22 protein-coding genes are annotated in these 24,555 nt (G+C 67.8%); 10 read left to right on the forward strand and 12 right to left on the reverse strand.

The window, feature by feature from the left end; translation table 11 throughout:
* Positions 1–59: 59 nt before the first annotated feature.
* Entirely contained in the window at positions 60–1,628 is a 1,569-nt protein-coding gene (locus MFF01_RS20555) for a 2-isopropylmalate synthase (RefSeq protein ID WP_238228189.1), read from the reverse strand.
* Positions 1,629–2,172: 544 nt separating this feature from the next.
* On the opposite strand from MFF01_RS20555, the gene MFF01_RS20560 reads away from it, so the two are divergent.
* Both MFF01_RS20560 and MFF01_RS20565 read left to right on the forward strand, forming a co-directional pair.
* Positions 2,173–2,658, forward strand: coding sequence for an SRPBCC family protein (locus MFF01_RS20560; RefSeq protein ID WP_238228190.1), 486 nt, complete (start codon positions 2,173–2,175; stop codon positions 2,656–2,658).
* A gap of 205 nt (positions 2,659–2,863) precedes the next feature.
* On the forward strand, positions 2,864–3,151 hold the full coding sequence (locus MFF01_RS20565; protein WP_373319829.1) for a hypothetical protein: 288 nt from the start codon (positions 2,864–2,866) through the stop codon (positions 3,149–3,151).
* Here the strand turns inward: MFF01_RS20565 and MFF01_RS20570 are convergent.
* Genes MFF01_RS20570 through pdxY form a run of 3 tightly spaced genes read right to left on the reverse strand, consistent with a single transcriptional unit; the run spans position 3,142 to position 5,605 of the window.
* Entirely contained in the window at positions 3,142–3,846 is a 705-nt protein-coding gene (locus MFF01_RS20570) for an NUDIX hydrolase (RefSeq protein ID WP_238228192.1), read from the reverse strand. The genes MFF01_RS20565 and MFF01_RS20570 overlap by 10 nt on opposite strands.
* The gene (locus MFF01_RS20575; RefSeq protein ID WP_238228193.1) at positions 3,839–4,735 is read right to left on the reverse strand and encodes a PhzF family phenazine biosynthesis protein; all 897 of its coding nucleotides are present in this window, start codon (positions 4,733–4,735) and stop codon (positions 3,839–3,841) included. Before MFF01_RS20575 ends, MFF01_RS20570 begins: the two co-directional genes overlap by 8 nt.
* A gap of 21 nt (positions 4,736–4,756) precedes the next feature.
* Positions 4,757–5,605, reverse strand: coding sequence for a pyridoxal kinase PdxY (gene pdxY / locus MFF01_RS20580; protein ID WP_238228194.1), 849 nt, complete (start codon positions 5,603–5,605; stop codon positions 4,757–4,759).
* 70 nt (positions 5,606–5,675) lie between these two features.
* On the opposite strand from pdxY, the gene MFF01_RS20585 reads away from it, so the two are divergent.
* Together MFF01_RS20585 and MFF01_RS20590 are read left to right on the forward strand one after the other, a co-directional pair.
* Positions 5,676–6,197 (forward strand): DedA family protein, encoded by a 522-nt coding sequence (locus MFF01_RS20585; protein WP_238228195.1) that lies wholly within the window; start codon positions 5,676–5,678, stop codon positions 6,195–6,197.
* Between the two features lie 83 nt (positions 6,198–6,280).
* Positions 6,281–6,766 carry an MmcB family DNA repair protein gene (locus MFF01_RS20590; protein WP_238228196.1) on the forward strand — a complete coding sequence of 162 codons (486 nt, stop codon included), beginning with the start codon at positions 6,281–6,283 and terminating at the stop codon, positions 6,764–6,766.
* Between the two features lie 10 nt (positions 6,767–6,776).
* Here MFF01_RS20590 and MFF01_RS20595 read toward each other — a convergent pair whose 3' ends face one another.
* The 3 genes from MFF01_RS20595 to MFF01_RS20605 all read right to left on the reverse strand — a co-directional run bounded on the left by MFF01_RS20595 (position 6,777) and on the right by MFF01_RS20605 (position 7,897).
* On the reverse strand, positions 6,777–6,974 hold the full coding sequence (locus tag MFF01_RS20595; RefSeq protein WP_238228198.1) for a hypothetical protein: 198 nt from the start codon (positions 6,972–6,974) through the stop codon (positions 6,777–6,779).
* 164 nt (positions 6,975–7,138) lie between these two features.
* Positions 7,139–7,501 carry a DUF6481 family protein gene (locus tag MFF01_RS20600; RefSeq protein ID WP_283207217.1) on the reverse strand — a complete coding sequence of 121 codons (363 nt, stop codon included), beginning with the start codon at positions 7,499–7,501 and terminating at the stop codon, positions 7,139–7,141.
* A 186-nt stretch (positions 7,502–7,687) separates the two neighbouring features.
* Complete coding sequence (locus tag MFF01_RS20605) at positions 7,688–7,897, reverse strand: cold-shock protein (RefSeq protein WP_238228200.1); 210 nt, start codon at positions 7,895–7,897, stop codon at positions 7,688–7,690.
* Between the two features lie 672 nt (positions 7,898–8,569).
* On the opposite strand from MFF01_RS20605, the gene MFF01_RS20610 reads away from it, so the two are divergent.
* Positions 8,570–9,079, forward strand: coding sequence for a hypothetical protein (locus MFF01_RS20610; RefSeq protein WP_238228202.1), 510 nt, complete (start codon positions 8,570–8,572; stop codon positions 9,077–9,079).
* 413 nt (positions 9,080–9,492) lie between these two features.
* Positions 9,493–10,098 (forward strand): hypothetical protein, encoded by a 606-nt coding sequence (locus MFF01_RS20615; protein WP_238228204.1) that lies wholly within the window; start codon positions 9,493–9,495, stop codon positions 10,096–10,098.
* Here MFF01_RS20615 and MFF01_RS20620 read toward each other — a convergent pair.
* On the reverse strand, positions 10,088–12,724 hold the full coding sequence (locus MFF01_RS20620) for a bifunctional acetate--CoA ligase family protein/GNAT family N-acetyltransferase (protein WP_238228206.1): 2,637 nt from the start codon (positions 12,722–12,724) through the stop codon (positions 10,088–10,090). The genes MFF01_RS20615 and MFF01_RS20620 overlap by 11 nt on opposite strands.
* A gap of 95 nt (positions 12,725–12,819) precedes the next feature.
* On the opposite strand from MFF01_RS20620, the gene MFF01_RS20625 reads away from it, so the two are divergent.
* The 3 genes from MFF01_RS20625 (at position 12,820) to MFF01_RS20635 (ending at position 15,399) form a co-directional block, all read left to right on the forward strand.
* Positions 12,820–13,509: a class II aldolase/adducin family protein gene (locus MFF01_RS20625; protein ID WP_238228208.1), complete on the forward strand. Its 690-nt coding sequence runs from the start codon at positions 12,820–12,822 to the stop codon at positions 13,507–13,509.
* Between the two features lie 399 nt (positions 13,510–13,908).
* Positions 13,909–14,397, forward strand: a complete 489-nt coding sequence (locus tag MFF01_RS20630) for a Ros/MucR family transcriptional regulator (RefSeq protein WP_238228210.1) — start codon at positions 13,909–13,911, stop codon at positions 14,395–14,397.
* A gap of 171 nt (positions 14,398–14,568) precedes the next feature.
* Positions 14,569–15,399, forward strand: a complete 831-nt coding sequence (locus MFF01_RS20635; protein ID WP_238228212.1) for a restriction endonuclease — start codon at positions 14,569–14,571, stop codon at positions 15,397–15,399.
* Here MFF01_RS20635 and zwf read toward each other — a convergent pair.
* From zwf to MFF01_RS20655, 4 genes are all read right to left on the reverse strand, one after another.
* Positions 15,379–16,896, reverse strand: a complete 1,518-nt coding sequence (zwf, locus tag MFF01_RS20640) for a glucose-6-phosphate dehydrogenase (protein ID WP_238228214.1) — start codon at positions 16,894–16,896, stop codon at positions 15,379–15,381. The genes MFF01_RS20635 and zwf overlap by 21 nt on opposite strands.
* A 392-nt stretch (positions 16,897–17,288) precedes the next feature.
* Positions 17,289–18,749 (reverse strand): methyl-accepting chemotaxis protein, encoded by a 1,461-nt coding sequence (locus MFF01_RS20645; protein WP_238228216.1) that lies wholly within the window; start codon positions 18,747–18,749, stop codon positions 17,289–17,291.
* Positions 18,750–18,957: 208 nt separating this feature from the next.
* On the reverse strand, positions 18,958–20,538 hold the full coding sequence (locus MFF01_RS20650) for an efflux transporter outer membrane subunit (RefSeq protein WP_283207218.1): 1,581 nt from the start codon (positions 20,536–20,538) through the stop codon (positions 18,958–18,960).
* Positions 20,535–23,852, reverse strand: a complete 3,318-nt coding sequence (locus tag MFF01_RS20655) for an efflux RND transporter permease subunit (protein ID WP_238228218.1) — start codon at positions 23,850–23,852, stop codon at positions 20,535–20,537. The genes MFF01_RS20650 and MFF01_RS20655 overlap by 4 nt, the downstream gene beginning before the upstream one ends.
* A 260-nt stretch (positions 23,853–24,112) precedes the next feature.
* Between MFF01_RS20655 and MFF01_RS20660 the strand changes: the two genes are divergently transcribed.
* Positions 24,113–24,457 (forward strand): endonuclease domain-containing protein, encoded by a 345-nt coding sequence (locus tag MFF01_RS20660; protein WP_238228220.1) that lies wholly within the window; start codon positions 24,113–24,115, stop codon positions 24,455–24,457.
* Positions 24,458–24,555 lie beyond the last annotated feature (98 nt).

A 24,555-nucleotide genomic window follows, 5' to 3' on the forward strand; every position in this document is an offset into this window, starting at 1 on the left:
AAGCCCCCCGGGGGTGTCCACCCCCCGGGGGCGATTTTTCGAACCCGGCTAAGGGCGCCTCACGAAACCGTCGCCGGGGATTGGGCATGCAAGCGCACGGCGGATGCCGAGAGCTTGTTGAGAGCCGACAGATAGGCGCGGGCCGAGGCCACGAGGGTGTCAGGATCGGCACCGCGGGCGGTCACGCTGCGCTCGCCGCTCTTGAGACGAACAGAAACCTCCGCCTGAGCATCGGTGCCCTCGGTCACGGCATCGACCTTGTAGAGTTCGAGTTCGGCCACGTGCGGCACCAGGGCCTGGATGGCGTTGAACACCGCGTCCACGGGGCCGTTGCCCTCGGCCTCCTCGGTGACCACCCGGTCGTCGATGGCGAGCTTCATCGTGGCCCGCTGCGGGCCGTGCGTGCCGGCGATCACCGAGAGCGACACCAGGCGGATGCGGTCGTGGGCGGTGGCGAGGTTCTCGTCGACGAGGGCCTCGATGTCCTCGTCGTAGACGTGCTTCTTGCGGTCGGCGAGGGCCTTGAACCGCTCGAAGGCATCCTGCATCCGGTTGTCGCTCAAGGTGATGCCGAGCTCCTCGAGCTTGGAGCGGAAGGCGGCCCGGCCCGAGTGCTTGCCCATGACCAGGGAGGTCTTGGAGACGCCCACCGAGGCCGGCGTCATGATCTCGTAGGTCTCGGTGTGCTTGAGCATGCCGTCCTGATGGATGCCGCTCTCATGGGCGAAGGCGTTCCGGCCGACGATGGCCTTGTTGTACTGCACGGGGAAGTTCGTCGCGTGCGAAACGAGCTTGGAGGCCCGCGTCAGCATCGTGGTTTCGATGCCGGTCTCGTAGGGCATCACATCGCCGCGCGTGCGGATCGCCATGACGATCTCTTCCAGAGCGGCGTTACCGGCGCGCTCGCCGATGCCGTTGATGGTGCACTCGACCTGCCGGGCACCGCCCTCGACGCCGGCGAGGGAGTTGGCGATGGCGAGCCCGAGATCGTTGTGGCAATGCACCGAGAAGACCGCCCGGTCGGCATTCGGCACACGCTCTCGGACGCTCCGAAACATGCTCCGGTATTCGTCGGGCGTGGCGTAGCCCACTGTATCCGGCAGGTTGATGGTGGTGGCGCCCGAGCGGATCGCCGCCTCGACGCAGCGACACAGGTAGTCGATGGGCGTGCGAGTGGCGTCCATGGCCGACCATTCCACGTCCTCGACGAGGTCGCGGGCCTGAGACACGGTCTTCAGGATGATCTCGATCACCTCGTCCTGAGTCTTGCGCATCTGGTGCGCGAGGTGGATCGGCGAGGTCGAGACGAAGGTATGGATGCGGCCTCGGCGCGCGTGCCGGACGGCTTCGCCAGCGCGCGCGATGTCGGCCGGGATCGCGCGGGCGAGGCCCGCAATGGTGGCGCGCTTGGCTCGGCGGGCGATCTCGGCCACGGCCTCGAAGTCGCCGTTCGAGGCGATGGGGAAGCCGGCCTCGATGATGTCCACGCCCATGGCGTCGAGGAGCTCGGCCACCGCCAGCTTCTCGTCCAGGGTCATGGTGGCGCCGGGGCATTGCTCGCCGTCGCGCAGGGTGGTGTCGAAGATGAGAACGCGGTCTTTTTGCGTCGGCATGCTGGAGGCGGTCATGGGCTGATCCTGTGGCGGCGCACGACCCCAAAGGGAGGCGGCGCCCGAAAACGACTCCCGCATCGCGGTGGAGCCTGAATTCATGGACGGGGCTTGGTGAGAACGCGTCCCCTGAGAGCCCAGGCGCACGCCCGGACGGCCCTCAGGGGCGGATAAGGAGGAGGCCGGCAGACAGCAGCACGGAGACACGCGCACGGAGCCGCAGGGCCGCGAAGGCGGCGTCTGTGCGGCTGACCATAGAGCCGGCGCTGGCCAAGGCTCGTCTCTCCCGAAGGGCAATCGTGCGCAGCGAAAGCACCGAGCGATCGCGGATCGTGCTTCTCTAGCTCTCACTGTCCGGATTGACAAGGACCGGCGCGAGGGCCGTCCGCGTGGGGCGACGCACGCAACGCGTGCGTGGTGACGTAACATCACATCGAGGCTCGCCGCGCGTCCGGCGGTCATTGCTTTGGAGCGGCTCCAGCCTAGCTTTCCTGTTTGTCTTGGAAACCGCGAAGGCTTTCCGAGCGATACGGTCATCAGAAAACCAAGGGGAAACGCCGCTATGTCACGCCGTCTCTTGATCACCCTCGCCCTGCCCGTCTGCGCGCTGCTTGCCGGAACCGCACCGAGTCTCGCCCTCGATGTGACCAAGACCATCGATGTCACGGCGCCCCCCGCCAAGGTCTGGTCGGTCATCGGCGACTTCTGCGGCATCGGCCAATGGCACCCGGCCATCGAGAAATGCGTCCTGTCCAAGGACGGGGGTAAGACCCTGCGCACCCTGAGCCTGAAGGGCGGCGGCACCATCGTCGAGTCGCAGACTGCCCGCGACGACGCCAAGATGACCTACACCTACGCCATCGTCTCGGGCCCGCTGCCCGTGAGCGACTACAGCTCGACCCTCTCCGTCGCCCCCAAGGCGAGCGGCGCCACCGTGACGTGGACCGGAAGCTTCAAGGCCAAGGGTGCGCCCGATGCCGTCGCCGTCGACGCCATCACGGGTATCTACGAGTCGGGTCTGAAGGCCATCGCCGACAAGGCGAAGTAGTCGCCTTCGTCCTTTAGGGACGGGACACGAACATCCACAGGCGCGCCGCCGCGGACACGTCCCACGGCGGTGCGCGCATCGAGGGGAGATTGACCCAGCCGGCCCCAAGGGGGCACAACCCACGCCGCATTCAAGCTGTGCCATTCTGGGGAAGGCCGTCGTGTCATCGCATCGCACGAGCCGTGTGCTCGCAACGCTCCTCGCCGTGTCCCTCGTCGGTGCCTGCAAGCCGGGAGCCTCAACCCCACCGGTCGTGGCGGCCCCGGCGGCCGTCGTCGCTCCGGTCCTGCCGCAGGGCAGCGGATGCGGCCCCAGCATCGCCCGGACCCAGGCCGTCGTCGACAGCGATGTCACCACCGGCAACCTCAACGCGCCGGTGGGCGAACGCTTCAGCGCCGACCTGCGTCGGGCTTCCGAGGCGTGCGGGTCCGGAAACGAACGCGAGGCCCTGAGCCTGCTCGCCGCCGCCAAGGCCCGCTACGGCTACCGGTAGGATGCCGTGAGGTAAGCCCGCACGAAGCCGGGCATCCGGTCCGCGTCGAGATCGGCGCCGGAGTGGACGGCGACGAAACCGGCGAGTTCCGGTTCGGCTTCCGCCGCCCGGTGTTTCTCCATCCGGGCGATCAGTGAGGCGGCCTCTTCCGGGAAGTGCACCGGGTGGAGGAAGGCATGCTGTCGCTCGCCGCTGACGAGGAGCCATTCGGGCGCGGCATCGGACGGGATGCGCAGACCCGTCTCCTCGCGGAACTCGCGGGCGGCGCTGCCGACGAGATCGACCCGATCGTCCTCGCGCACGTCCGAGTGGTCTGGCGTCCCGCATGGGAAGTAGATCTGGCCGGCATTGGCGGAGTCCCGCCCCATCACGCCGAGCACAGCGGCCCCATCACGCGACCACGGCACCACGGCGGCGAACGCGTTGGTGACGGCCGCATCGGGCGAACCGCCTTCGCGAAACGCGAGGAACTCCGAGAATGCCGCCTCGAACAGGTCGATCCGGCAGGCGCCGTCGGTCACCGCGCAGGCGCAGGCGAGGAGCACGCGGCCATCGAACAGGGTAGGCTTGGCCGCCTTCCGCACGTCCCAATGGGCCGCGATGGCGGCGGCGTTGTCCCGGGCCCAGGCCCAGTCGTAAGGAACGAGCCGGGCGTCGAGACGCGTCAGGCGCGTGAGGGTGAACGCCTCAGACACGCAAGCTCCCCTCCATGACGATCACGGCCGAACCGCAGACCTCGACGGCGTGCAGGGCGCCGGCATCGATGGCGAGCTGTACCCGGATCTCGCTCGGGCGCCCCATGGCGACGCCCTGATGGAGCACGAGGTCGTGCGTGCCCTCCCCCATGGGCTCGAACTGCATCATTACCCCGGCGAAGGCCGCAGCGGCCGAGCCCGTGGCCGGGTCCTCGGGCACCCCGAGATGGGGGGCGAACATCCGAGCCTGGAAGTGTCGCACGTGGCCGGCCGGGTCGGGGGTGTAGAGATACAGGGCCGCCGGCTCGCCGAGGCGGCGCAGCGCCGCCGGATCGAGGCGCGCGCGCGTCAGGGCTTCGGACGACGCCAGGGGTACGAACAGGAAGGTCTGGCCGAGGCGATGCCGGCTCGGCGCGTGCAGGCCGAAGCCGATGCTCTTGGGTTCGAGGCCGAGGGCCGCGGCCAGGGCCTCGCGGGACGGACCGTCGCCGACGAAATCCGGCAGCACCGGCATGCGGAACCGGGCCTGTCCCCGGCCCTCCCCCGCCTCGACGACGCAGGCGAGGGTGCCGATCCCCTCCTCCAGGCCGAACGCCACGGCGTCGGCAAGGCCGGCGCGGGCATCCGTCAGGGCGAGGAGCACGGCGGTGCCCACCGTCGGATGGCCGGCGAAGGGAAGTTCGGCCTTCGGGGTGAAGATGCGCAGGCGCGCCCGGTGACGTGGATCGTCGGGGGGCAGCACGAACACTGTCTCGGACAGGTTGAACTCGCCCGCGATGGCCTGCATGGCGGCCCCGTCGAGCCCCTCGGCGTCGAGCACCACCGCCAGGGGATTGCCGGTGAGCGGGGTCTCGGTGAACACGTCGAGGGTGACGAAGCGGCGAGTCATTTTCACTTCAATCCCATGAGGTTAGACCGGCTCGACCGGAAACGTCTCGCTCGGCGCGATGAACTCGTCCTGTGCCGCCACCGTGAGGATCTCACGGGAGCCGGCTTCCGCCGTGCGGCGCAGGAGGCCGTAGACCGAGGCACCGGCCATGCCGAGGGCCAGGGCGGCCGAGCCGGTGCGGGCATAGTGGACGAGGAACAGGGCCGCGATGGCGTCCCCCGCGCCGTTGACCTCGAGGGTGAGGCGGGGCGTGCGCAGGAGCCAGAACCGGCCGCCCTCCCCCGCCAGGAGGTCGATGCTGCCCGGCGGCGTCGCCTCGGTGGCGAGCGAGGTCACCAGCACGACGCGGGGCCCGAGGACGTGCAGGGCCGTCACCGCCGCCTTGGCGGCGTCGAGGGTGTTGGACGGGAGCCCCGAGAGGTGGTTCAGCTCAAACTGGTTCGGGGTCGCGATGTCGGCGACCCTAAGGGCTTGATTCCGCATGAATTCCGGGATTCCCGGGCGCACGTAGATCCCCCGGTCGGTGTCGCCCATCACGGGGTCGCAGGCGTAGAGGGCGCGCGGGTTGGCGGCGCGCACGGTGGCGACGGCGCGCACGATGCTGGTGCCGATATCGGCCGAGCCCATGTAGCCCGACAGCACGCCGTCGCACTGGCCGAGCACGCCGCGCTCGGCGATCCCGGCCACCAGCTCCTCGATGGCCGGACCGTCGAACACCCGGCCGCGCCAGGCGCCGTAGCCCGTGTGGTTGGAGAACTGCACCGTATGGATGGCCCAGACCTCGACGCCGAGGCGCTGCATCGGAAACACCGCGGATGCGTTACCGACGTGGCCGTAGGCGACGTGGGACTGGATCGAGAGGATGTTCAAGCGGGCCGGTCCTCCAGCGTAACGCCTTCCCTTAACTCGTTCTTCGCGACCTCGCACCCTCCAGGATCCCATGGACTTCGAAGCCCTCAAGACCTCGACCCTCGCTTTCGTCGAGGCCCATCAGGGGTGGACGCCGCTCATCGTCGGGGTGCTGGCCTTCTGCGAATCCCTGGCCTTCCTGTCGCTGCTGGTGCCCGCCACGGTGCTGCTGCTCGGCATCGGCGCCCTGATGGGGACGGTGGGGATTCCGTTCGTGCCGGTGATGCTGGCGGCCGCCTTCGGGGCGGCCCTAGGTGATTGGATTTCCTACGAATTCGGCCATCACTACAAGGAGGGCGCCAAGGGCATGTGGCCGCTGACCCGCTACCCCGCCATGGTGGCGAAGGGGGAGGAATTCTGTCACAAATGGGGGGCCGGGGGCGTCGCCATCGGGCGGTTCTTCGGGCCGGCGCGGGCGGTGGTGCCCCTGATCGCCGGCATCTTCGGGGTCAAGCGCCTGCCGTTCCAGGTGGCGAACGTGCTCTCGGCCCTGGTCTGGGCCTTCGCCATGCTGGCGCCGGGCGCGGGATTGTTGAGTTATTTCAAAGGCTAAGAGGAGCCGTGCGGCGAGGTCGCAGGTGACAAGCCGGGCCGGGACTGATTTGAAGAGACGGACAGTCCCGATTCGGAACACCCATGTCCGCAGCCCTGGCTCACGCGATTCTCCCCCCCGACCGCCGGCAGTCGCCGACGGCGCTCCAGGTGCAACGGGGCGTGCGCCGTCTGTATTCGGAACTCGGACACGTGACGATTCCGGAGTTTTCGCTCGCGAACGGGCGCCGGGCCGATGTCATCGCCCTGTGTCCGGCTGGACGTCTGACGATCATCGAGATCAAGTCGAGCGTCGCCGACTTCCGGTCAGACCGGAAATGGCCGGACTACCGCGACTATTGTGACCGGTTCTACTTCGCGATCCCCGACACGCTCTCGACGACACTGACGCCAGAGGATGCGGGATTGATCGTCGCCGACGCGTTCGGGGCCGCGATCCTGCGGGATCCGGCCGAACACGTTCTGAGCGGGGCACGGCGCAAGGCCGTGACCCTGCGGTTCGCCCACAGCGCGGCGCGGTTGCTCCACACGCTGGCCGACCCCGGGGCGATCCGTGAGGGCGCCCTTTAGGCCAACGATTTCAAGGCGCTAGGGTGATTTCACCTTCCCGGACGGCGCGCTCGCCGGTGCCGGACTTGATGCGGTAGAACGGCTCGCCGGTCTGGTCCTCGGGGACGAGGCGGACGATCTCGAACACGTCACCGACGTCGGTCTTGGCCTCGGCGTAGCCGAGACGGGCACGGCGCACGCGCTGGCCGAGCTTGAACTTGTGGGACATGGGTGTCTCCTGTCTCGTCGGCGCGCGGAGCGCGCCGGGTCGGCGCGGACATCGCGCCGGGGGCGGCGCATGAGCGGCGCCGTGCGCCGGAGCATCCCGGGATGGGACGCTCGGCACCGGCGCGAACCCGAAAATGCGCCGTGTGGTCCGGCCTGAGCCGGGCGCTACTTGCGCGCCTTGGCCTTGCGGGCGGCGTAACGGGCGTCGCGCAGGGCCTTCTGTTCGAGGCGGGCGGCGGCGGCCTGTTCGACTTTTTCTTCGGCGGCCCGGATGGCCTCGGCGGCGAGGCGCTCGCGCTCGCGCTCCTCCTCGGCCCGGCGCTGGGCTTCCGCCGCGAGGCGGGCCTCGTCGCGGGCACGGGTCCGGGCCTCGCGCTCGCGGACGATGCGCTCACGCTCGGCCTTGCGGGCCAGGACAGCGGGGTCGTCGGCGGCGGGGCGATCACGGAAGCGGGCGAGGGCCGCCTCACGGGCTTCAGTGGCCGCCTTGAGGCGGTCGGTCATGGAGTTCTGGTTGAATTGGCTCACACAGCATCCTGCATTGCGCCGGCACTCAGCCGGCAGAGCGACGTCTCGGAGCATCGTCGTCGCTTGAAAGCCGGAGCCTTCGGGACGATGCCTTAGAAAGAAAGCCGCTTCCCGGGCGGGAAGCGGCCTTCAATACCCTCGGGCCGGGGTCCCGCGCGTGGCGCGACGCCCCTCACCCGATGTGGTTCAAGCGGACTGAAGGTTGCCGGCGGACTGCTTGCCGCTGCGCTTGTCGGTCTCCATCTCGTAGGAAACCTTCTGACCTTCGTTGAGGCCGCGCATGCCAGCGCGCTCGACGGCCGAGATGTGCACAAACACGTCGTTGCCGCCGTCATCCGGCTGGATGAAGCCAAAACCCTTGGTCTCGTTGAACCACTTAACCGTACCAACAGCCATCGTATTCCTTCGCCCTTGCGGGCTCATCTCTCAAGGTCCACGCGAATCTGCGCGGCCACCTCGACCAAACCAATGCCAAGCATCGAGGTTCCCACTTCGTCTCCGAAGCGAGGCGCCGACACAACTGGTTTTGGGCTGGTTTCTAGTTTGTACGCGCTTCGTGGAGATTTAGCAAACCCGGCACCGAACGCGGTGACCTGCTGTTTCTTTGAGCGAGGCCAGCATGGCGAAAATTCCGAGACCCCTGCGCCGCCAGAGCCCGGAGACCTTCAGCAGTTCATTACGTCACCTGTGACGACTCCGCGTGGGATGAGAACGACGCGCACTCGGCACGGACGAGACGGATCAACCGAATTCGGCCCAGCACGATCGGATCTCTCGCGAGCGCCTTCGTCGTCGGCGACGCCGGCAGTTGCATCGCGAATCAATACAACCTTAACCTTAACGCGCCACAAATACTGGGCTGCCGATCCAACAATGGGCGGCGATCGCGAAGACCGATTCAGTCGAGATTGCCGTCCGCCACAGGGGCTTAGCGAAACCAGTTCAGACCAGACTGGACAATTTTCGCTCAGCCGATGAGGACGCTTGCAATCCAGAAATTCATCATCATCACGAGATTGGTTTTCCAGTCTTCGCGCTTTTCATTCCTTGAAAACGGGAAATCAAATCATGGACGGCGGACTCAAAGTCGAAGGCCCATTTCTAAAACTATCCGACGCCCCAAATGTGAGGAAGATGTCGGACGAGGAAATCGCGGTGTGGCGAGAACTGTCGAAAGCCCCGTCTCCGCCCCCTCCAGGCCAAGTCGATGCGGACAACGATCCGTCGAAGCGGTATGCCGTCCTCAAGAAAAACGGCCAAGTCATTGCCACCCTGTATACGAGCGGCCTGCTCGAGACACCGAACGGCACGCAGGTTCCGGATGACCTCAAAGCGGACGGGCACGGAATCACGCTGGCGAATACGCGCCTCAAGCAGATGCAGGAACTTCACGGTGGAACGGTGGAGTATCTTCAGGATACCCGGACGGCGAGCCAGTCAAAAACCAGCGACTCCCTGGTCACAGCGCAACTTCTGAACCAAAACAAAAACCAATCATCCTCTCGATATTCATATCCGGAGCTTATCAAATTTTATTTTTCTAAAAGCTTCCCTACAACCGAGTCGGAAATCGCCTAACCTATTTCCGCTCTATGGCTTCGATTGTAGTGGATGTAACGCCCCCTCTCCTGGCAGTGGCAAGGACGCGCATTTCACGCACCACCGAAACAATAGAGCGTCAGTAGAATGAGGTCGCTCATAAATTACCGATTATTGCTGTTTTCGCTCCACATCCGGCGGCGCAGCAGAAATTTAGCGACGGACACGACTGCGCGACGAACTATCATCTTTTTTATATAAATCATGATTTTTCACTACAATGAAGATTGCCTACAATAAAATCTAGATGATTCATTTTGAGATGACCTTATTTTTCCCCGCGCGCGACCGCGATTTAAAACAAAGATAGCCCGATTAAGACGCCAATTATAAAAACTAGTACAAGATGGCCTTATATCGAATTTTATCCCTTGAAGATGGATGACCAACTCATGATCTCCGCCCTCACACCGAATTTTCCTGCACAATCTCAATCTAATATATCTTCAACAAATAAGTCATCGGATGAAACAATCGCGACATTGCAAGACTCGCCGGCCAAAAGGAAGCCTGCTCCGATTCCAATCGACACATCCGATCCTACGTGGAACAAATATGCAGATCTCAGGAAAGACGGAAAACTGATCGCCCGAGTCTTTGCGAACGGGGTAACTGCGAGGTTAGTCGGCACACGCGTTTCAGATACGCCTGTTGAGGGCGAAGACGGCATCGCGACGATGAATGCTCGAGTTAAACAACTTCAGGAGCTAAACGGCGGGACCGTGGAATATTTCCAGCTCACACAAAAGGCAAATTTGTCGGAAGCCAGCAACTCCCTGATAACGACCCAGATTTTGGCTCAGAACGGAGACCAAGCTTCAACCCAACGCCCGTCAGCTAAGTCATCCAGCTCTCCTCCTGACAGCATTGTCCCCACAAGCAATTCGGAGAATTATTCAAAAGCTCTAGATTTATATCATTTGGCATCGATCCGAGTGAGTGAGGATTTACAAAAAATTTATGTGAACCGCGTTTTGCAGAGCAATCTCAGCGCCTAATATCCAACGCCACCTTCATCACTCCCCCATCCTCCTTGTCCGGCTTCACCGTAAACCCAAGCTGCCGGCACACGGCCAACATCGGGCGATTCTCTCGCAGAACCGTCCCCTCCACCCGCGAAATCCCTTCCGCCTTGGCCCAGTCGATCATCAGGCTCATGAGGGCGAGGCCCAGCCCGGTGCCGCGGCGGTCGCCGTGGATGAGGATGGCGTACTCGCCGGTGTCGTGGTTGGCGTCGGCGTGGAGGCGCACGGCGCCGAGCATGCGGCCGGCGGCGTCGAGGGCCACGAACGCGATGGCGCGGGCGTAGTCGAGCTGGGTGAGTTTTGCCAGGAAGGCGTGGTTGAAGTCGCGCACGGGGGCGAAGAAGCGCAGGCGCAGATCCTCGGCGCTGACCGACTGGAAGAAGGTGAGGAACAGGGCCTCGTCCTCCGGCCGCACGGGGCGCACGTGGATCGCCTCGCCCTTGAGGGTGAGGCGGCGCTCCCACTCCACGGGATAGGGGCGGATGGCGAAACGCGGGTGCGCGGCCGCGCGGGCGGGCACGGGCGCCACCAGCACGCGGGCGTCGAGGGCCAGGGTGCCGCCGGCATCGGCGAGCAGGGGGTTGATGTCGAGTTCGCGCACCTCCGGGCAATCGGCGGCGAGCTGGGCAAGCTTGACGAGGACCAGGGCGACGGCGTGGCGGTCCACGGCCGGGACGTCGCGGTAGGCGGCGAGGCGCCGGGCGACGCGGGTGCGGTCGATGAGTTCGGAGGCCAGACGCAGGTCGAGGGGCGGGAGGGCGAGCGCCCGGTCGTCGATGACCTCGACGGCGGTGCCGCCGCGCCCGAACACCACCACGGGCCCGAAGGTCGGGTCCTCGGCAAGCCCGGCGATGAGTTCGCGCTGCTGGCCCCGGCGGATCATCGGCTGCACGGCGAAGCCGGTGATGCGCGCATCCGGCCTGAGGCGCCGGGCGCGGCGGAGAATGTCGGCGGCGGCCGCCCGGACATCGGCCTCCGAGGTGAGATCGAGGCGAACCCCGCCGACGTCGGATTTGTGGACGATGTCGGGCGAGACCACCTTCAGGGCGACGGCACCGCCGGCGGCGATGATCGGCCAGGCGGCGGTGGCGGCGCCATCGGCGTCGGGGGCGAGGGTCAGGGGCGCACTATCGATGCGGTAGGCGGCGAGCAGGCCGGCGACGGCGACGGGATCGAGCCAGGTCTGGCCGGCTTCCACGGCGCGGGCCACGATGGCGCGGGCGGCCGCGACATCGGGCGAGAAGTCGCGCGGCAGGGAATCCGGGGTGCGCATGAGGTCGTCCTGGGCCTCGCGGTAGCGCACGAGGTGCAGGAACCCCTCGACGGCGTCGGCTTCGGTGGCGAAGCCCGGAATGCCGGCGGCGGCGAGGCGGGCCGCCGCCTCGGGGTCGTCGCCGATCTGCGCGACGAAGATCGGTTTCTTGCGCTGGCCGCCCATCCCTGCACTGGTCTTGCGCACCCGCGCCACGGTCTCGGCCAGCGCCGCCGCCGTCTCGGCGCTGCCGGAGTTGGCGGTGGGGACGTGGACGGCCAGCACGGCGTCGTGGCCGGGCTCGGTGAGCAGGGGTTCGAGGGCGGCGGCGAAGGCCTCCGGCCCGGCGGCGATGCCGAGTTCCACCGGGCTGTTCTGCGCCAGGGTGCCGCCCCGGTCGGCGAGGCGGTCGGCGGCGAGCGCCGCGATGCCGCGCCCGTTGCCGAGAATCGCGAGGCGGTGGCCGGGGAACGGGCGCTGGCGCCCGAGGGTCTCCACGGCGGCGAACATGGCATCCAGGCTATCGACGCTGAGGAGGCCGGCGCGGCGGAACGCGGCCTCGTAGACGGCGTCCGGCCGGGCGAGCGCCCCCGTGTGGGTGACGATGGCGCGGGGAGCCGCCCGGTGGCGCCCGGCGCGCAGCACCACCACGGGCTTGGCGCGGGCGGCCGCGCGGGCGGCGGACATGAACTTGCGCGCGTCGGGAATCGTGTCCAGCGAGAGCAGGATCGCGCGGGTGTGAAAGTCGGCGGCGAAATGGTCGAGGGCGTCGGCGATGTCGATGTCGCAGGCGGTGCCGAGGGACAGGACGGCCGAGAACCCGACGGCGCGCCGGGCCGCCCAGGCGACGATGCCGGCCGCCACGCTGCCCGATTGCGAGACGAGGGCGAGGTCGCCGGCCTTCGGCGCCTGGGCCAGGAGGCTGGCATCGAGGTCGGCCGGGGGCACGGCGAGGCCGATGCTGCCGGGGCCGAGGAGGCGCAGGCCGTGGCGGCGCGCCTCCGTCCGCACGGCCTCACAGCATTCCGGCGGCACGTCGGGGGTGAGGATCAGGGCGGCGGCCGCGCCCCGGCGCCCGGCGGCGGCGACCCAGGCGACGAGATCCGCCGGCTCGGCGGCGATGATCACGAGGTCGGGTGTCTCGCGACATTGATCTATGTTATCGACGCAGAGGACATCGTCGGAATCGAGGGACTTCTGCGGATTGACAACCCAGACCGCACGGCCGGGCTTGGCCCGGACGAGATTGTGGAGACAGGCGATGCCGAGGGCCGCGCCAGCCCCCTCCAACCCCACCACCGCGAGGGTGCGGGGCGCGAGCAGCGCATCGAACCGGTATGTACTCATGGGCGCGCAGCTTTCGCGGATCGCCGGAGCCGTCAAGGGCGCTCCGGAACGGATTCGCCCGGCGGCGCCCGCCCCACAGGTCTGGAGCTTATCTCATGCAACACAACCCCCATTTGCCCGGCTCGGACGAAAATCGGGCCGCCGACTCGGTCGTGGCCGCCATGCGCGATCTCATCACCCTCGGCCTCAGTCAGGGCACGTCCGGCAACGTCTCGGTGCGGCACGGGGCGGGCTTCCTCGTCAGTCCCACGGGGATCCCGGCCGAGGCGCTGCGGGCCGAGGACATCGTGCCCATGACCTTCACGGGCACCTGGGAGCACCGGCTGGCGCCGTCGTCGGAATGGCGCTTCCACCGGGACATCCTCGCGCGGCGCCCCGAGATCGGCGCCGTGGTGCACGCCCATCCGACCTACTGCACGGCCTTCGCCCTGTGCGGACGCATGATCCCGGCGGTGCACTACATGATCGCCGCCGTGGGCGGGCCGACGATTCGCTGTGCGCCCTACGCGCCCTACGGCACGGACGCCCTCTCGGCCCACGCCCTCGAGGCCCTGGAGGGGCGGGGCGGGTGCCTGCTCGCCAACCACGGCATGATCGCCACGGGGCCGACCCTGGAGAAGGCCCTGTGGCTCGCCGTGGAGATGGAGACCCTCGCCCGGCAATACGCCATCGCCCTGCAGGTCGGCGCCCCCATCATCCTGCCCGACGACGAGATCGCCCGGACGGTGGAGCGCTTCAAGACCTACGGCCCCCGCTCCCGCGCGGACGGGCTCGTGCAACCGTGAGTCGGACCGATTCGGTCTCGGCTTTCGACGTGATTATGACAATGAATGAAATTTAATTCGTTTCTCGACAAAAAATAATAACTCCTTTGATCTCGCGATGAAAATCGCGTGTCCGGCTAGTGGGGGCCGTGGGCTGATCTGAATTCACTTCGCACCGATCGCTCGATGCCGAGCGATGATCAGCCCGCATCCTTGGGCAATCTCCCACATGGCGTTGTGGTATTTCGCTTAGGTAGTCAAAGCCGCCGCCATCACCGAACAGGTCCATGCCACTTGAACTTTTGCTTGCGGCGTCATAGTAGCCCTGAAGTCACGTTTTTTTGACTAGTTCGAGCGACCATGACGGTAAGACGTCGTGGATCGACAAAATTCAGCGCAGAGCGCCAACGGGGGTTGAACATGAAGGCGGACGACGAGGCAGTGACGGACTACATCGAGCTTGCGGCGGACATCGTGTCCGCATTCGTCAGCAACAACTCCGTGCCGGCCGTCGAACTTCCGAACCTCATCGCGTCCGTTCACGCGACCCTCGGACGTCTGAAGACGCCCGTCGTGGAAGAGAAGAGCGAGCCGCTGACGCCCGCCATCTCGGTCAAGCGCTCGATCACGCCGGACTATCTCGTCTGCTTGGAGGACGGGAAGAAGTTCAAGTCGCTCAAGCGCCACCTGCGCACGCGCTACGACATGACGCCCGACCAGTATCGCGCCAAGTGGAGCCTGCCGAGCGACTATCCGATGGTTGCGCCGAACTATGCGGCCGCCCGTTCGGAACTGGCCAAGAACATGGGCCTCGGCCAGCAACGCCGGAAGCAGCCCGACCCCGTGCCGGAAGCCAAGCCGGCCGCCGCGCCTCGCGGCCGCCGTCCGCGCGTCGCCGCCGACGCCTGATCGCCGCGACGGTGGACGCGCCCGGAGGGCCTGTCCACCGCCGAATGCAGGACGCCCCGAGCCGTTAGAGATCGCGCAACGATCGCGCGCTTACGGTTTTCGCGATGCGGCCCGGACCGGCCATGGCAGCCCGGCCATGGCGTCCCGGCAGCCGCGCCGGGATCTCTCTCCATGCCGGGCCGGTCGAGCCTCGTCGCACGCCTGTTCTGGACCAGCCTCGCGGGAGGCGCCGCCGCGTTCGTGTACGGCGGCCCGGCTCTCGCCGCGACGGGGGCATGCCTCGCGCTCATCGGCCTGCACCGTCTCGACCGACCCCGGCGCATCCGCCGCCTCGTGCGCGCCACCATCCGGGCCCACGCCGCCACCCTGGCCCTGCGGCGGCGGCAGGAATGCTTCGTCGACGCCTACGGCAACCGCATCGACGACGGCTGGGTGCGCGAGCGGGAATACTTCGCCGAGCGCACGGTCCTGCCGGCCCTGGACGCGCGGGGCTACGGCGAGGAGGGGGACGCCCTCTGGGACACGATCCTGACCACCATCGAGCGCATCGCCGCCGCCCATCCGCTGCCCGACATCGACGAGGCCCCGGAGGACGGCATCGCCTACGAGCGATTCTGCACGGAGCGCCTGCGCGAGGCGGGGTGGAACGCGCGGCCGACCCGGGCCAGCGGCGACCAGGGCGCCGACATCGTCGCCGAGCACGGCGGCATCCGCCTCGTCGTGCAGTGCAAGCGCTACGGCAAACCCGTGGGCAACGCCGCCGTGCAGGAGGTCGCCGCCGCCCTGCGCTACTGGTCGGGCGACCGGGCGGCGGTGGTATCGAATGCCGGCTTCACGCCGGCGGCGCGCAAGCTCGCGGCGGCCACGAACATCGAACTCCTCCACCACGACGACCTGCGCGACCTCGTGCCCGCGCGGGCGGTCGGCCCCGGCACCGCCCCGAAGAAAGCCCCCCGGGGCAAGGGCCGGGCCGAGGCGCGCTCAGTCCTTGCCGAGCGGTAACCAGGCATTGCCGTCGCGGGCGAGGAGGCGTGCCGCCTCCTCCGGACCGTCGCTGCCGGCGGCGTAGAACGCCACGGGCGCGTCCCGCCACGCCTGGAGCAGGGGCTCGACGGCGGCCCAGGCCGCCTCGATGCCGTCGGCGCGCTGGAACAGGGTCGCGTCCCCGGTCATGCAATCGTACAGCAGGGTCTCGTAGCCGACGCTCGGGGTCTCGTGGAAGAAGTCGCCGTATTCGAACGCGGCGACGACGCGTCCGAGGCGCATCTCGGGGCCCGGACGCTTGGCGTTCAGGCCGATGCTCATACCCTGCTCGGGGTCGATGCGCAGGCGCAGGAGATCGGGCGCGGGGTCGGCGCCCGGCCCGGCCCGGAACGGGGACTGCGCCGGTGGGCGGAAATGCACGGCGATCTCGGTCACCCGGTCGGCGAGGCGCTTGCCCGTGCGCAGGTAGAACGGCACGCCGGCCCAGCGCGGCGTATCGATGGTGAGCTTGAGAGCGACGTAGGTCTCGGTGCGCGAAGCTTCGGCCACGTTCGGCTCGTCGCGATAGCCGGCCACGACGTCTCCGAATTCGGTTCCGGCCGTGTACTGGCCGCGCACGGCGTCCCCCGGTGGGATCGGCCGGATCGCGGCGAGGACCCGCCCCTTGGCGTCGCGGACGGCCTCCGCGTCGAGGCTCTCGGGCGCCTCCATGGCGACCATGCACAGGAGCTGGAACAGGTGGTTCGGCACCATGTCGCGCAAGGCGCCCGTCGGCTCGTAGAACGCGCCGCGCGCCTCGACCCCGATGGTCTCGGCGGCGGTGATCTCGATGGCGGAGACATGCTCGGCACGCCAGACCGGCTCGAGCAGCCCGTTGGCGAAGCGAAGCGCCAGGATGCTCTGGACCGTTTCCTTGCCGAGGAAGTGATCGATGCGGAAGAACTGGCTCTCGTCGCCCTGGGCCAGCAGCGTTGCGTTGAGGGCCCGGGCGGAGGCGAGATCGCTGCCGAAGGGCTTCTCCACCACCACCCGGCGGAAGGCGCCGTCCGCCTGCTTCAGGAGCCCGGCCGCCCCGAGCTGCTCGACGATGGGACCGAAGAACCGCGCCGAGACGGCGAGGTAAAACACCACGTTGCCGTGGAGCGTCCCCGCCAGGTCTTTAAAGGTGGCGGCGTCGGAGAAATCGCCCTGCCGGAAGTGGAGGCGCTCGCGCACGAAGCCCCAGGCATCGGCGTCGATATGGTCGGGGTGGAACTCGGCGGTGTGGTCGGTGGTGAAGGACTGCAGGGTCTCGCCGAGGCTTTGGCGCCAGCCCGCATCGGTGTTTTCGTTGTGGTCGACGCCGACGATGCGGAATCCTTCCGGCAGGAGCTTGCCGGCCGAGAGGTTGTAGAGGGCCGGCATCAGCAGGCGCTTGGTCAGGTCGCCGGAGGCGCCGAAGATCACCAGGGTGCAGGGCGGCGCGGCGGGGCTGTCGCTCGGCGGCGGCGTGTCGGAGGCGGGTTCGGTGCGCATCGCGGCGGTCTCTCGCTTCGTGGTTCCGGCGCTGGCCCGCGCACGGAACGGCACGTCAACCGACTGCGTCGCACCCCGTTCCGGAATGCGTGGACCGCTCCGGAAGCAGACGCCGGGTACGCCGCGCGCTCCGTCCATTCCCTCCAGCCTAGCGGATGCCGTCTCTTGGCGCGCCGTCATCCCGGGGCCGCGAAGCGGAACCCGGGATCGAGAAACACGGGCTCCGCCAGACTTTAGACTGTTGGCAGATTTGGATTGCACGCCTCCGGCGCGGCCCTTCGGGTCCGGGTTCGCTCGGCGAGCGCCCGGCCGGGAAAGAGAAGGGACCCGCGTTCCGCCGCGCTGATGCGGGGTTACCCGTATGAGGCGTCCAGGGTCCGCGCGATGCCGCCTCAGCTCGCTTTGAGGAAGCGCGTCATGGTCGCGTCGAGGCCGGCCGAGTGCTGGGCGAGCTGCTCGGCGATGGTGCGCACCGCCTCGGCGAGCTGACCGGTGGCCGAGGCCGCCGACGAGACGCCCGCGACGTTACCCGACATCTCCTGGGTCGAGGCCGCCTGCTCCTCGACGGCCCCCGCCATGGCGAGCGTGAGGCCCGAGAGTTCGCCCACGGCGGCGGTGATCATGCCGATGGCCGAAACCGCGTCCCCCGTGGCGCCCTGGATGGCGGCGACCTGCTGGGTGATCTCGTCCGTGGCCTTCGCGGTCTGCGCCGCCAGGGCCTTCACCTCGCTCGCGACCACGGCGAAGCCCCGGCCGGCGGCGCCGGCACGGGCCGCCTCGATGGTGGCGTTGAGGGCCAGCAGATTGGTCTGATCGGCGATGGACTTGATCATCCCGACGACGGCATCGACCTTCGTGGCGTTCTCGGCGAGCAGGCGCACCGTGGCATCCGTGGCGGCGGCCTGGGTGGCGATCTGGCGGGCGCGTTCCGAGACGCCGCCGACCTGACCGGAAATCTCCCCGATGGCGCTCGTCATCTGTTCGGACCCGGCGGCGACCGACGAGGCGCGGGCGCTCGCCTCGTCGGCGGAGCGGGTCAGCCCCTCGGCCGATTGCTGCATGTCTCCGATGGCCATGCCGAGGGCCTCCACCACGCGGGAGACCTCCGTCGCCATGGCGACCTGCGCCGTCACCACCGACCAGGTGAGCATCGGGCCGATGTAGCGCCCTTCAGGATCCTTGATCGCCGACACCTGGAGGTCGAGGGTCTCGGGCCCGACCTTGATCTTCGTGCGGTGCGGCAGGCGGCTGTCGTCGGCCAGCATGCTGCGCTGGTGGTGCGGGTTCTTGTGGAACACGTCGAACGACGAGCCCATCATCTCGCTGACCTTGATCGGCAGATGGCGTTCGATGGTGCTGAGGGTCTTGCGCGAGGTGGTGTTGAAATAGTTGATCCGGAATTCGTTCTTCGGATCCGCCGTCATGACGGCGACGGGCATGTCGTCGATCATCGTCAGCAGGCGGCTGGTCTCGTTCTTCTTGGCTGTGATGTCGGAGGCGAACTTCACCACCTTCACGGGCTTGCCCGCCGCGTCGTAGACCGGGTTGTAGGTCGCCTCGAGCCAGACCCGGCGCTTGGCCTTGTCGAGGCGCATGAACTCGCCGGCGACGTGCTTGCCGCTCCGCAACTGGTCCCAGAACGCCTTGTAGTCGGCTCCCGCAGCCACGTTGTCCTCGACGAAGAGGCTGTGTTTGCGGCCCTTGAGCTCGGCGAGGGTGTATCCGATGACCGCCAGGAAGTTTTCGTTCGCCGACAGGATCGTCCCATCCAGCGTGAACTCGATGATCGCCAGCGAGCGGTCGAGGGCATCGAGCTTCGCTTGCGCCTCGGTGTATGTCGATCTGCGGAACATACTAGTATCTCGCTGAGGGGTATCCGCCCCTCAATAACCTATACTGGTTAAGGCTTCACGAACCCGTGATTTTGCTTTAGCAAGAACTTATACTACCCACGCAAGATAAATTACAAACTTGGGTTGCATTCGTGGACTCGTCGGCGGCCACTTCGTCCGCCGCGGCGCGTCCCATCGAAATCCCCCCGCGCGCGAACGGCGATCCAGATCACTCGTCCGTGCGGACGGCCTGTCCGGAATCGACGGGCAGGCGGGTGTCCCGGAGGTCGTCTCCGGTGGGCAGGCTGCGCACGTCCCAGCCGCCCCCAAGCGCCCGGATCAGCGCCACGGCGGTCGTGAAGCGGTTGAGGCGGATCTGGAGGGCCGTGACCTCGTTGTTGAGGGCGAGGGACTGGGCGGTCACCACGGTGGTATAGTTCTGGGTCCCGGCCCGGTACTCGTTCAGCGTGATCTCGACGCCGCGCCGGGCGGAGGCCACGGCCTCGTCCTGCGCCGCCTGCTGGCGGGCGAGGATGCGCACGCCGGACAGCCCGTTCTCGACCTCGCCGAAGGCCGTGAGCACGGTCTGGCGGTAATTGGCCACCGCCGCATCGTAGGCCGCGCGGGTGATGCGCAGGGCCGCCGCGCGGGCGCCACCGTCGTAGAACACTTCCGTACCGGCGGCCGCGACGGACCAGACCTGGTTGGCCGCCGAGAACACGCCGTTCGAGGTCAGTCCCGAGATGCCACCCGAGGCCGAGAGGGTGAGCGTGGGATAGAACGCCGCCACCGCGACACCGATGAGTTCGCTCTGGGCCTGCACGGTCCGCTCGGCCTGGGCGACGTCGGGCCGGCGCTCCAGCAGGGTCGAGGGAATGCCGACCGGCACGGCGGGCGGACGCGCGGCCAGCGGCGCCACGGGCAGGGACAGTTCCGAGGGCGGGCGCCCGACCAGGGTGGCGATGGCGTGCTCGAAGATCGCCCGCTGCAGGCCGACGGCGATGGCCTGGGCCTGGGTCGTCTGCAGCAGGGTCTGGGCGGTGATGACGTCGGAGCGTGCCGCGACGCCGGCCGAATACTGGTTCTCGGTGATGGCCAGACTCTTCTTGAAGCCGGCGATGTTCTCGTCGAGGACGCGCTGGAGCGAGTCCTGATAGCGCAGGCTCAAGTAGTTCGTCGCCACCTCGGACTGGATGGTGAGGCGCACCAGGGCGAGATCCGCGGCACTCGCCTGGGCGGTGGCGACCTCGCTCTCGATGTTGCGCCGGATACGGCCGAACAGGTCGAGTTCCCAGCTCGCCTGACCCTGGAGGGAGACGGTGGTGCGGGCCGTTCCGCCCGTACCGGTGCGCGCGATGCTGGGTGCGCCGATCACCGTGGGGAACAGGGCGGCGCGGGCCTGGGCGACGAAGCCGCGGGCCTGCTCGTAGGCGGCGACCTGAGCCCGTAGGGACTGATTGTCGACGTCGACGAGGCGGATCAGCCGGTCCAGGGCGGGATCCTTGAACACCCGCCACCAGTCACCGCGCTCGGCGCCGTCATTGGGGGCGACCGGACGCCATCCCTTGCGGCTCGCGACATAGGCGGCGCTGTCCTCGCGGGCGCCGCCCTCCTTGAAGGCGAGCGGGGTCTCGACGGAGGGGCGGGAATAGTCCGGGCCGACCATGCAGCCGGAGACCGTGGTGGCGAGGAACAGCAGGGCCGTGAGACGCGACGCCCCCTTCCCTCCCCCCCCTGCGGGGGAGGGGGGAGGGTTTTCCTGCGCACGACCCGCCACTGACAATTCCACGGCCAGACCACCCACGCTCATTCGGCCGGGCTCAGGGCCGCGCCGGCCGCCGGCGCGCGCCGGCGCAGGCGGTCGAGGTACAGGTAGACGACGGGGGTGGTGTAGAGGGTCAGGATCTGGCTCACGATGAGTCCGCCGACGATGGCAATGCCGAGGGGGCGGCGCAGTTCGGACCCCTCCCCGCCCGCGAGGATGAGGGGCAGCGCGCCGAGCATGGCCGCGAGCGTTGTCATCATGATCGGCCGGAAGCGCAAGAGGCAGGCCTCGAAGATGGCGTCCCGGGGGTTCAGCCCGCGGGTGCGCTCCGCGTCGAGGGCGAAGTCGATCATCATGATGGCGTTCTTCTTCACGATGCCGATGAGCAGGAACACCGCGATGAGGGCGATGACGGTGAATTCCGTGCCCGACACCAGGAGCGCCAGGAGCGCGCCGATGCCCGCCGACGGCAGGGTCGAGAGGATCGTCAGCGGGTGGACGAAGCTCTCGTAGAGGATGCCGAGGATCGTGTAGACGGCCACCAGCGCCGCCAGGATCAGCAGGGGCTGGCGCGACGAGGATTCCTGGAAGCTCTTGGCCCCGCCGGCGAATTCGCCGTGGATGGTGGCCGGCAGGCGCAGGTCCGTCATCGCCTGCTCGATGGCGGCCGTCGCGTCCGACAGGCTGTTGCCCGGGCTCAAGTTGAACGAAATGGTGGTGGCGACGAACAGACCCTGGTGGCTCACCTGCACGGGGGCGTTGCCGGTCTCGAGGCGGGCGAAGGCCGAGAGCGGGATCATGGTCTCCTTGGCGGCGGAGACGGGGGCGCTCGACGAGGCGCCGCCCTTGCCGCCCGCGATGGCGTTGGCGGCGGCGTTGCGGGCGGAATCCCCCGCGAGGGCGGCGGCCGTGGCGGTGTCGGTCGTGGCTCCGGCCGTCGCGGTGTTGCCCGCCGCGTTGGTGTTCACGGTGCCGTCCGCCGCCGCCACGGTGCCGGCCACCGCGTTGGTGGTGGCCGAGCCCCTGGCCTTGCCGCCCGAGGTCGAGACGTAGAGGAGCTTCAGGGTGTCGGGGCTCTGGAGGTAGCGCGGGGCCACCTCCATGACGACGTGATACTGGTTGAGCGGGTTGTAGATGGTCGAGACCTGACGCTGGCCGAAGGCGTCGTAGAGGGTGTTGTCGATCTTGTCCGGCGTCAGGCCGTAGCGGAAGGCGGTCGCCCGATCGATGACGAGGCGGCTTTCCAGACCGCCCTCCTGCTGGTCCGACGAGACGTCGGTGAAGATCGGATTCTTCTGGAGCGCCTGCATCAGCTTCGGGGCGGCGGCGTAGAGTTCCTCCGCCGTGTCGCCCTGCAGGGTGTACTGGTAGGTGGCGAAGCTCTGGCGCCCGCCCATGCGCAGGTCCTGGCGCGGGAACAGGTAGAGCCGGGCGCCGGCCACCCGGGAGAGCTTCGGGCGCAGGCGGGTCATCACCTGCTCGATGGGATCGCGCTCGGCCTTGGGCTTCAGGCCCACGAAGACGTTGGCCGAGTTGGTGGCCCGGCCGCCCGTGAAGCCGACGACGCTGTCCACCGCCGGGTCCGCCTGCACGATGGCGGTGGCCTGTTCGAGCTTCTGCTTCATCGCCTGGAACGAGATGCGCTGGTCGGCCTGGATGCCGCCCATCATCTGCCCGGTGTCCTGCTCGGGAAAGAAGCCCTTCGGCACGATGACGTAGAGGTAGACGTTGAGCCCCACGGTCGCGAGGAGGCTGAGCACCACGAGGCGACGGTGGCGCAGCGCGATGCGCAGGGTGCGCTCGTAGGCGGCGAGCATCGCATCGAAGCCGGATTCGAGGTCGCGCAGGAAAAAATTCTGGCGCCGCGCCGGATCGTGCGTCTCCGGCTTCAAGAGCAGCGCGCACATCATCGGCGTGGTGGTCAGCGACAGCACCAGGGAGATGAGGATCGCGAGCGACAGGGTGACGGCGAATTCCTGGAACAGGCGCCCGACGATGCCGCCCATGAGCAGGATCGGGAGGAACACCGCCACCAGCGACAGGCTCATGGAGATGACGGTGAAGCCGACTTCGCTGGCGCCGAGCAACGCCGCCTCCACCCGCGCCTTGCCCTGCTCGATGTGGCGCTGGATGTTCTCCAGCACCACGATGGCGTCGTCGACGACGAAGCCCGTGGCGATGATGAGCGCCATGAGGGAGAGGATGTTGAGGCTGTAATCGAGGAGATACATCGCCGAGAAGGTGCCGACGATGGAGATCGGCACCGCCACCGCCGGGATCAGCGTCGCGCGGCCCGAACGCAGGAAGATGAACACCACGAAGATGACGAGGCCGACGGCGATGAGCAGGGTGTCCTCGGTCTCGGCCAGCGACGCCCGGATGGTGGCGCTGCGGTCGCCCGTCACCATGAGGTCGATGTCGCCCGGCAGCGCCGCCTGGACCTGGGGGATCGCCGCCTTCAGGCCCTTGATGGTCTCGACGACGTTGGAGCCGGGCTGCTTGTAGATGAACAGGATCACGCCCGGCTTGCCGTTGACGAGGCCGAGATTGCGTTTGTCCTCGACGGAATCGAGCACCTCGCCGACATCGGTGAGGCGCACGGCCGCGCCGTTGCGATAGGCCACGACGATGTCGCGGTAATCGGCCGCCACCCGGCCCTGGTCGTTGGCGTAGAGCTGGTAGTGGCGGGTATCCGTCTCGATGGCGCCTTTGGGCGAATTGGCGTTCGCGGAAGCGAGGGCCGCCCGGATGCCCTCCAGACCGATGCCGTAGTTGAACAGGGCGGTGGGATCGAGCTCCACCCGCACGGCCGGGAGCGACGAGCCGCCGATGTCGACGTTGCCCACCCCCGGCAGCTGGGACATCTTCTGCTGCACCACCGTCGCGGCGGAATCGTAGAGCTGGCCCGGCGACAGAGTGTCGGAGGTGAGCGCCAGGATCAGGATCGGCGAATCGGCCGGGTTGAACTTCCGGTAGGTGGGGTTCTGGCGCAGCGCCGTCGGCAGATCGGCGCGGGCGGCGTTGATGGCCGCCTGGACGTCGCGGGCCGCCCCGTCGATGTCGCGGTTGAGGCCGAACAGCAGGACGATGCGCACGGAGCCGACCGAACTCGTCGACGTCATCTCGTTGACGTCCGCGATGGCGCCCAGCCGCCGCTCCAGGGGGGCCGCCACCGTCGTCGCCATGGTCTCGGGGCTGGCGCCCGGCATCGACGCCTGCACGAGGATCACGGGGAAATCCACCTGCGGCAGGGGTGCCACCGGCAGCTTCAGGAACGCGAAGATCCCGGCGAGCAGCACGCCCAGGGTGAGTAGAACCGTGGCGATGGGCCGGCGGATGAACGGGGCTGAGACGTTCATGCGACGCCTCCATGGCCCCATCGGGCCGGCGTGAAGCACGACAGGCCCCCTCTCCTGGAAGGAGAGGGTTGGGGTGAGGTGTGCGAACTCTCCGGACAAGGCACACACCTCACCCTGTCCCTTTCCTTCCAGAAGAGGGGACCCGTGCTGCCCGCGCGACGTGAGGAGACTCTGGCGTCTGGGACGAGGGGCAATCGAGTGGCCATACTGTTCCGCATGCCACGCGATTCGAAGACGAGCGGGAATGCGAATGGGAGCGAATGGTGAACCGCGCCACGTCCCTCCGACGAACCACGACGGGCGCGGAAGCTAAGCTCTGGACGGTTCTCCGTGGGGCCAGATTGAACGGCTGGAAATTCCGCCGACAGCATCCCATCGATCGGTTCGTCGTGGACTTCGCCTGTTTGAAAGCGAAGCTGGTCGTCGAGGTCGATGGCGCGACCCATGGCAGTCCCGCTGAACGCGATCGCGATGCGGAGCGAACGCGGGTAATCGAAGCCGCCGGATTTCAGGTCATTCGAATTGGCAACACCGACATCCGGGACACCCTCGACGGTGTGCTGCAAAGCATTCTGGCCGCGGTGGTGGGTCGCGATCACGTCTGATTCGGGCTTTTCCACGTGCAACGGTCTCTTCCGAGATCCGTACAATGAGAACCGACGTATCGGCGTGAAGCGCGACCGGCTCCCTCTCCTGGAAGGAG

Origin of the sequence: Methylobacterium adhaesivum, from assembly GCF_022179065.1 — a bacterium.
Taxonomy (GTDB): domain Bacteria; phylum Pseudomonadota; class Alphaproteobacteria; order Rhizobiales; family Beijerinckiaceae; genus Methylobacterium; species Methylobacterium adhaesivum.

What these genes read in the sequence shown, in the direction of transcription:
- MFF01_RS20555 (WP_238228189.1), bottom strand. Translation starts at nt 1,628, where the DNA reads ATGACCGCCTCCAGCATGCCGACGCAAAAAGACCGCGTTCTCATCTTC.
- MFF01_RS20560 (WP_238228190.1), top strand. Translation starts at nt 2,173, where the DNA reads ATGTCACGCCGTCTCTTGATCACCCTCGCCCTGCCCGTCTGCGCGCTG.
- MFF01_RS20575 (WP_238228193.1), bottom strand. Translation starts at nt 4,735, where the DNA reads ATGACTCGCCGCTTCGTCACCCTCGACGTGTTCACCGAGACCCCGCTC.
- MFF01_RS20585 (WP_238228195.1), top strand. Translation starts at nt 5,676, where the DNA reads ATGGACTTCGAAGCCCTCAAGACCTCGACCCTCGCTTTCGTCGAGGCC.
- MFF01_RS20590 (WP_238228196.1), top strand. Translation starts at nt 6,281, where the DNA reads ATGTCCGCAGCCCTGGCTCACGCGATTCTCCCCCCCGACCGCCGGCAG.
- MFF01_RS20595 (WP_238228198.1), bottom strand. Translation starts at nt 6,974, where the DNA reads ATGTCCCACAAGTTCAAGCTCGGCCAGCGCGTGCGCCGTGCCCGTCTC.
- MFF01_RS20605 (WP_238228200.1), bottom strand. Translation starts at nt 7,897, where the DNA reads ATGGCTGTTGGTACGGTTAAGTGGTTCAACGAGACCAAGGGTTTTGGC.
- MFF01_RS20610 (WP_238228202.1), top strand. Translation starts at nt 8,570, where the DNA reads ATGGACGGCGGACTCAAAGTCGAAGGCCCATTTCTAAAACTATCCGAC.
- MFF01_RS20615 (WP_238228204.1), top strand. Translation starts at nt 9,493, where the DNA reads ATGATCTCCGCCCTCACACCGAATTTTCCTGCACAATCTCAATCTAAT.
- MFF01_RS20620 (WP_238228206.1), bottom strand. Translation starts at nt 12,724, where the DNA reads ATGAGTACATACCGGTTCGATGCGCTGCTCGCGCCCCGCACCCTCGCG.
- MFF01_RS20625 (WP_238228208.1), top strand. Translation starts at nt 12,820, where the DNA reads ATGCAACACAACCCCCATTTGCCCGGCTCGGACGAAAATCGGGCCGCC.
- MFF01_RS20630 (WP_238228210.1), top strand. Translation starts at nt 13,909, where the DNA reads ATGAAGGCGGACGACGAGGCAGTGACGGACTACATCGAGCTTGCGGCG.
- MFF01_RS20635 (WP_238228212.1), top strand. Translation starts at nt 14,569, where the DNA reads ATGCCGGGCCGGTCGAGCCTCGTCGCACGCCTGTTCTGGACCAGCCTC.
- zwf (WP_238228214.1), bottom strand. Translation starts at nt 16,896, where the DNA reads ATGCGCACCGAACCCGCCTCCGACACGCCGCCGCCGAGCGACAGCCCC.
- MFF01_RS20645 (WP_238228216.1), bottom strand. Translation starts at nt 18,749, where the DNA reads ATGTTCCGCAGATCGACATACACCGAGGCGCAAGCGAAGCTCGATGCC.
- MFF01_RS20650 (WP_283207218.1), bottom strand. Translation starts at nt 20,538, where the DNA reads ATGAGCGTGGGTGGTCTGGCCGTGGAATTGTCAGTGGCGGGTCGTGCG.
- MFF01_RS20655 (WP_238228218.1), bottom strand. Translation starts at nt 23,852, where the DNA reads ATGAACGTCTCAGCCCCGTTCATCCGCCGGCCCATCGCCACGGTTCTA.
- MFF01_RS20660 (WP_238228220.1), top strand. Translation starts at nt 24,113, where the DNA reads ATGGTGAACCGCGCCACGTCCCTCCGACGAACCACGACGGGCGCGGAA.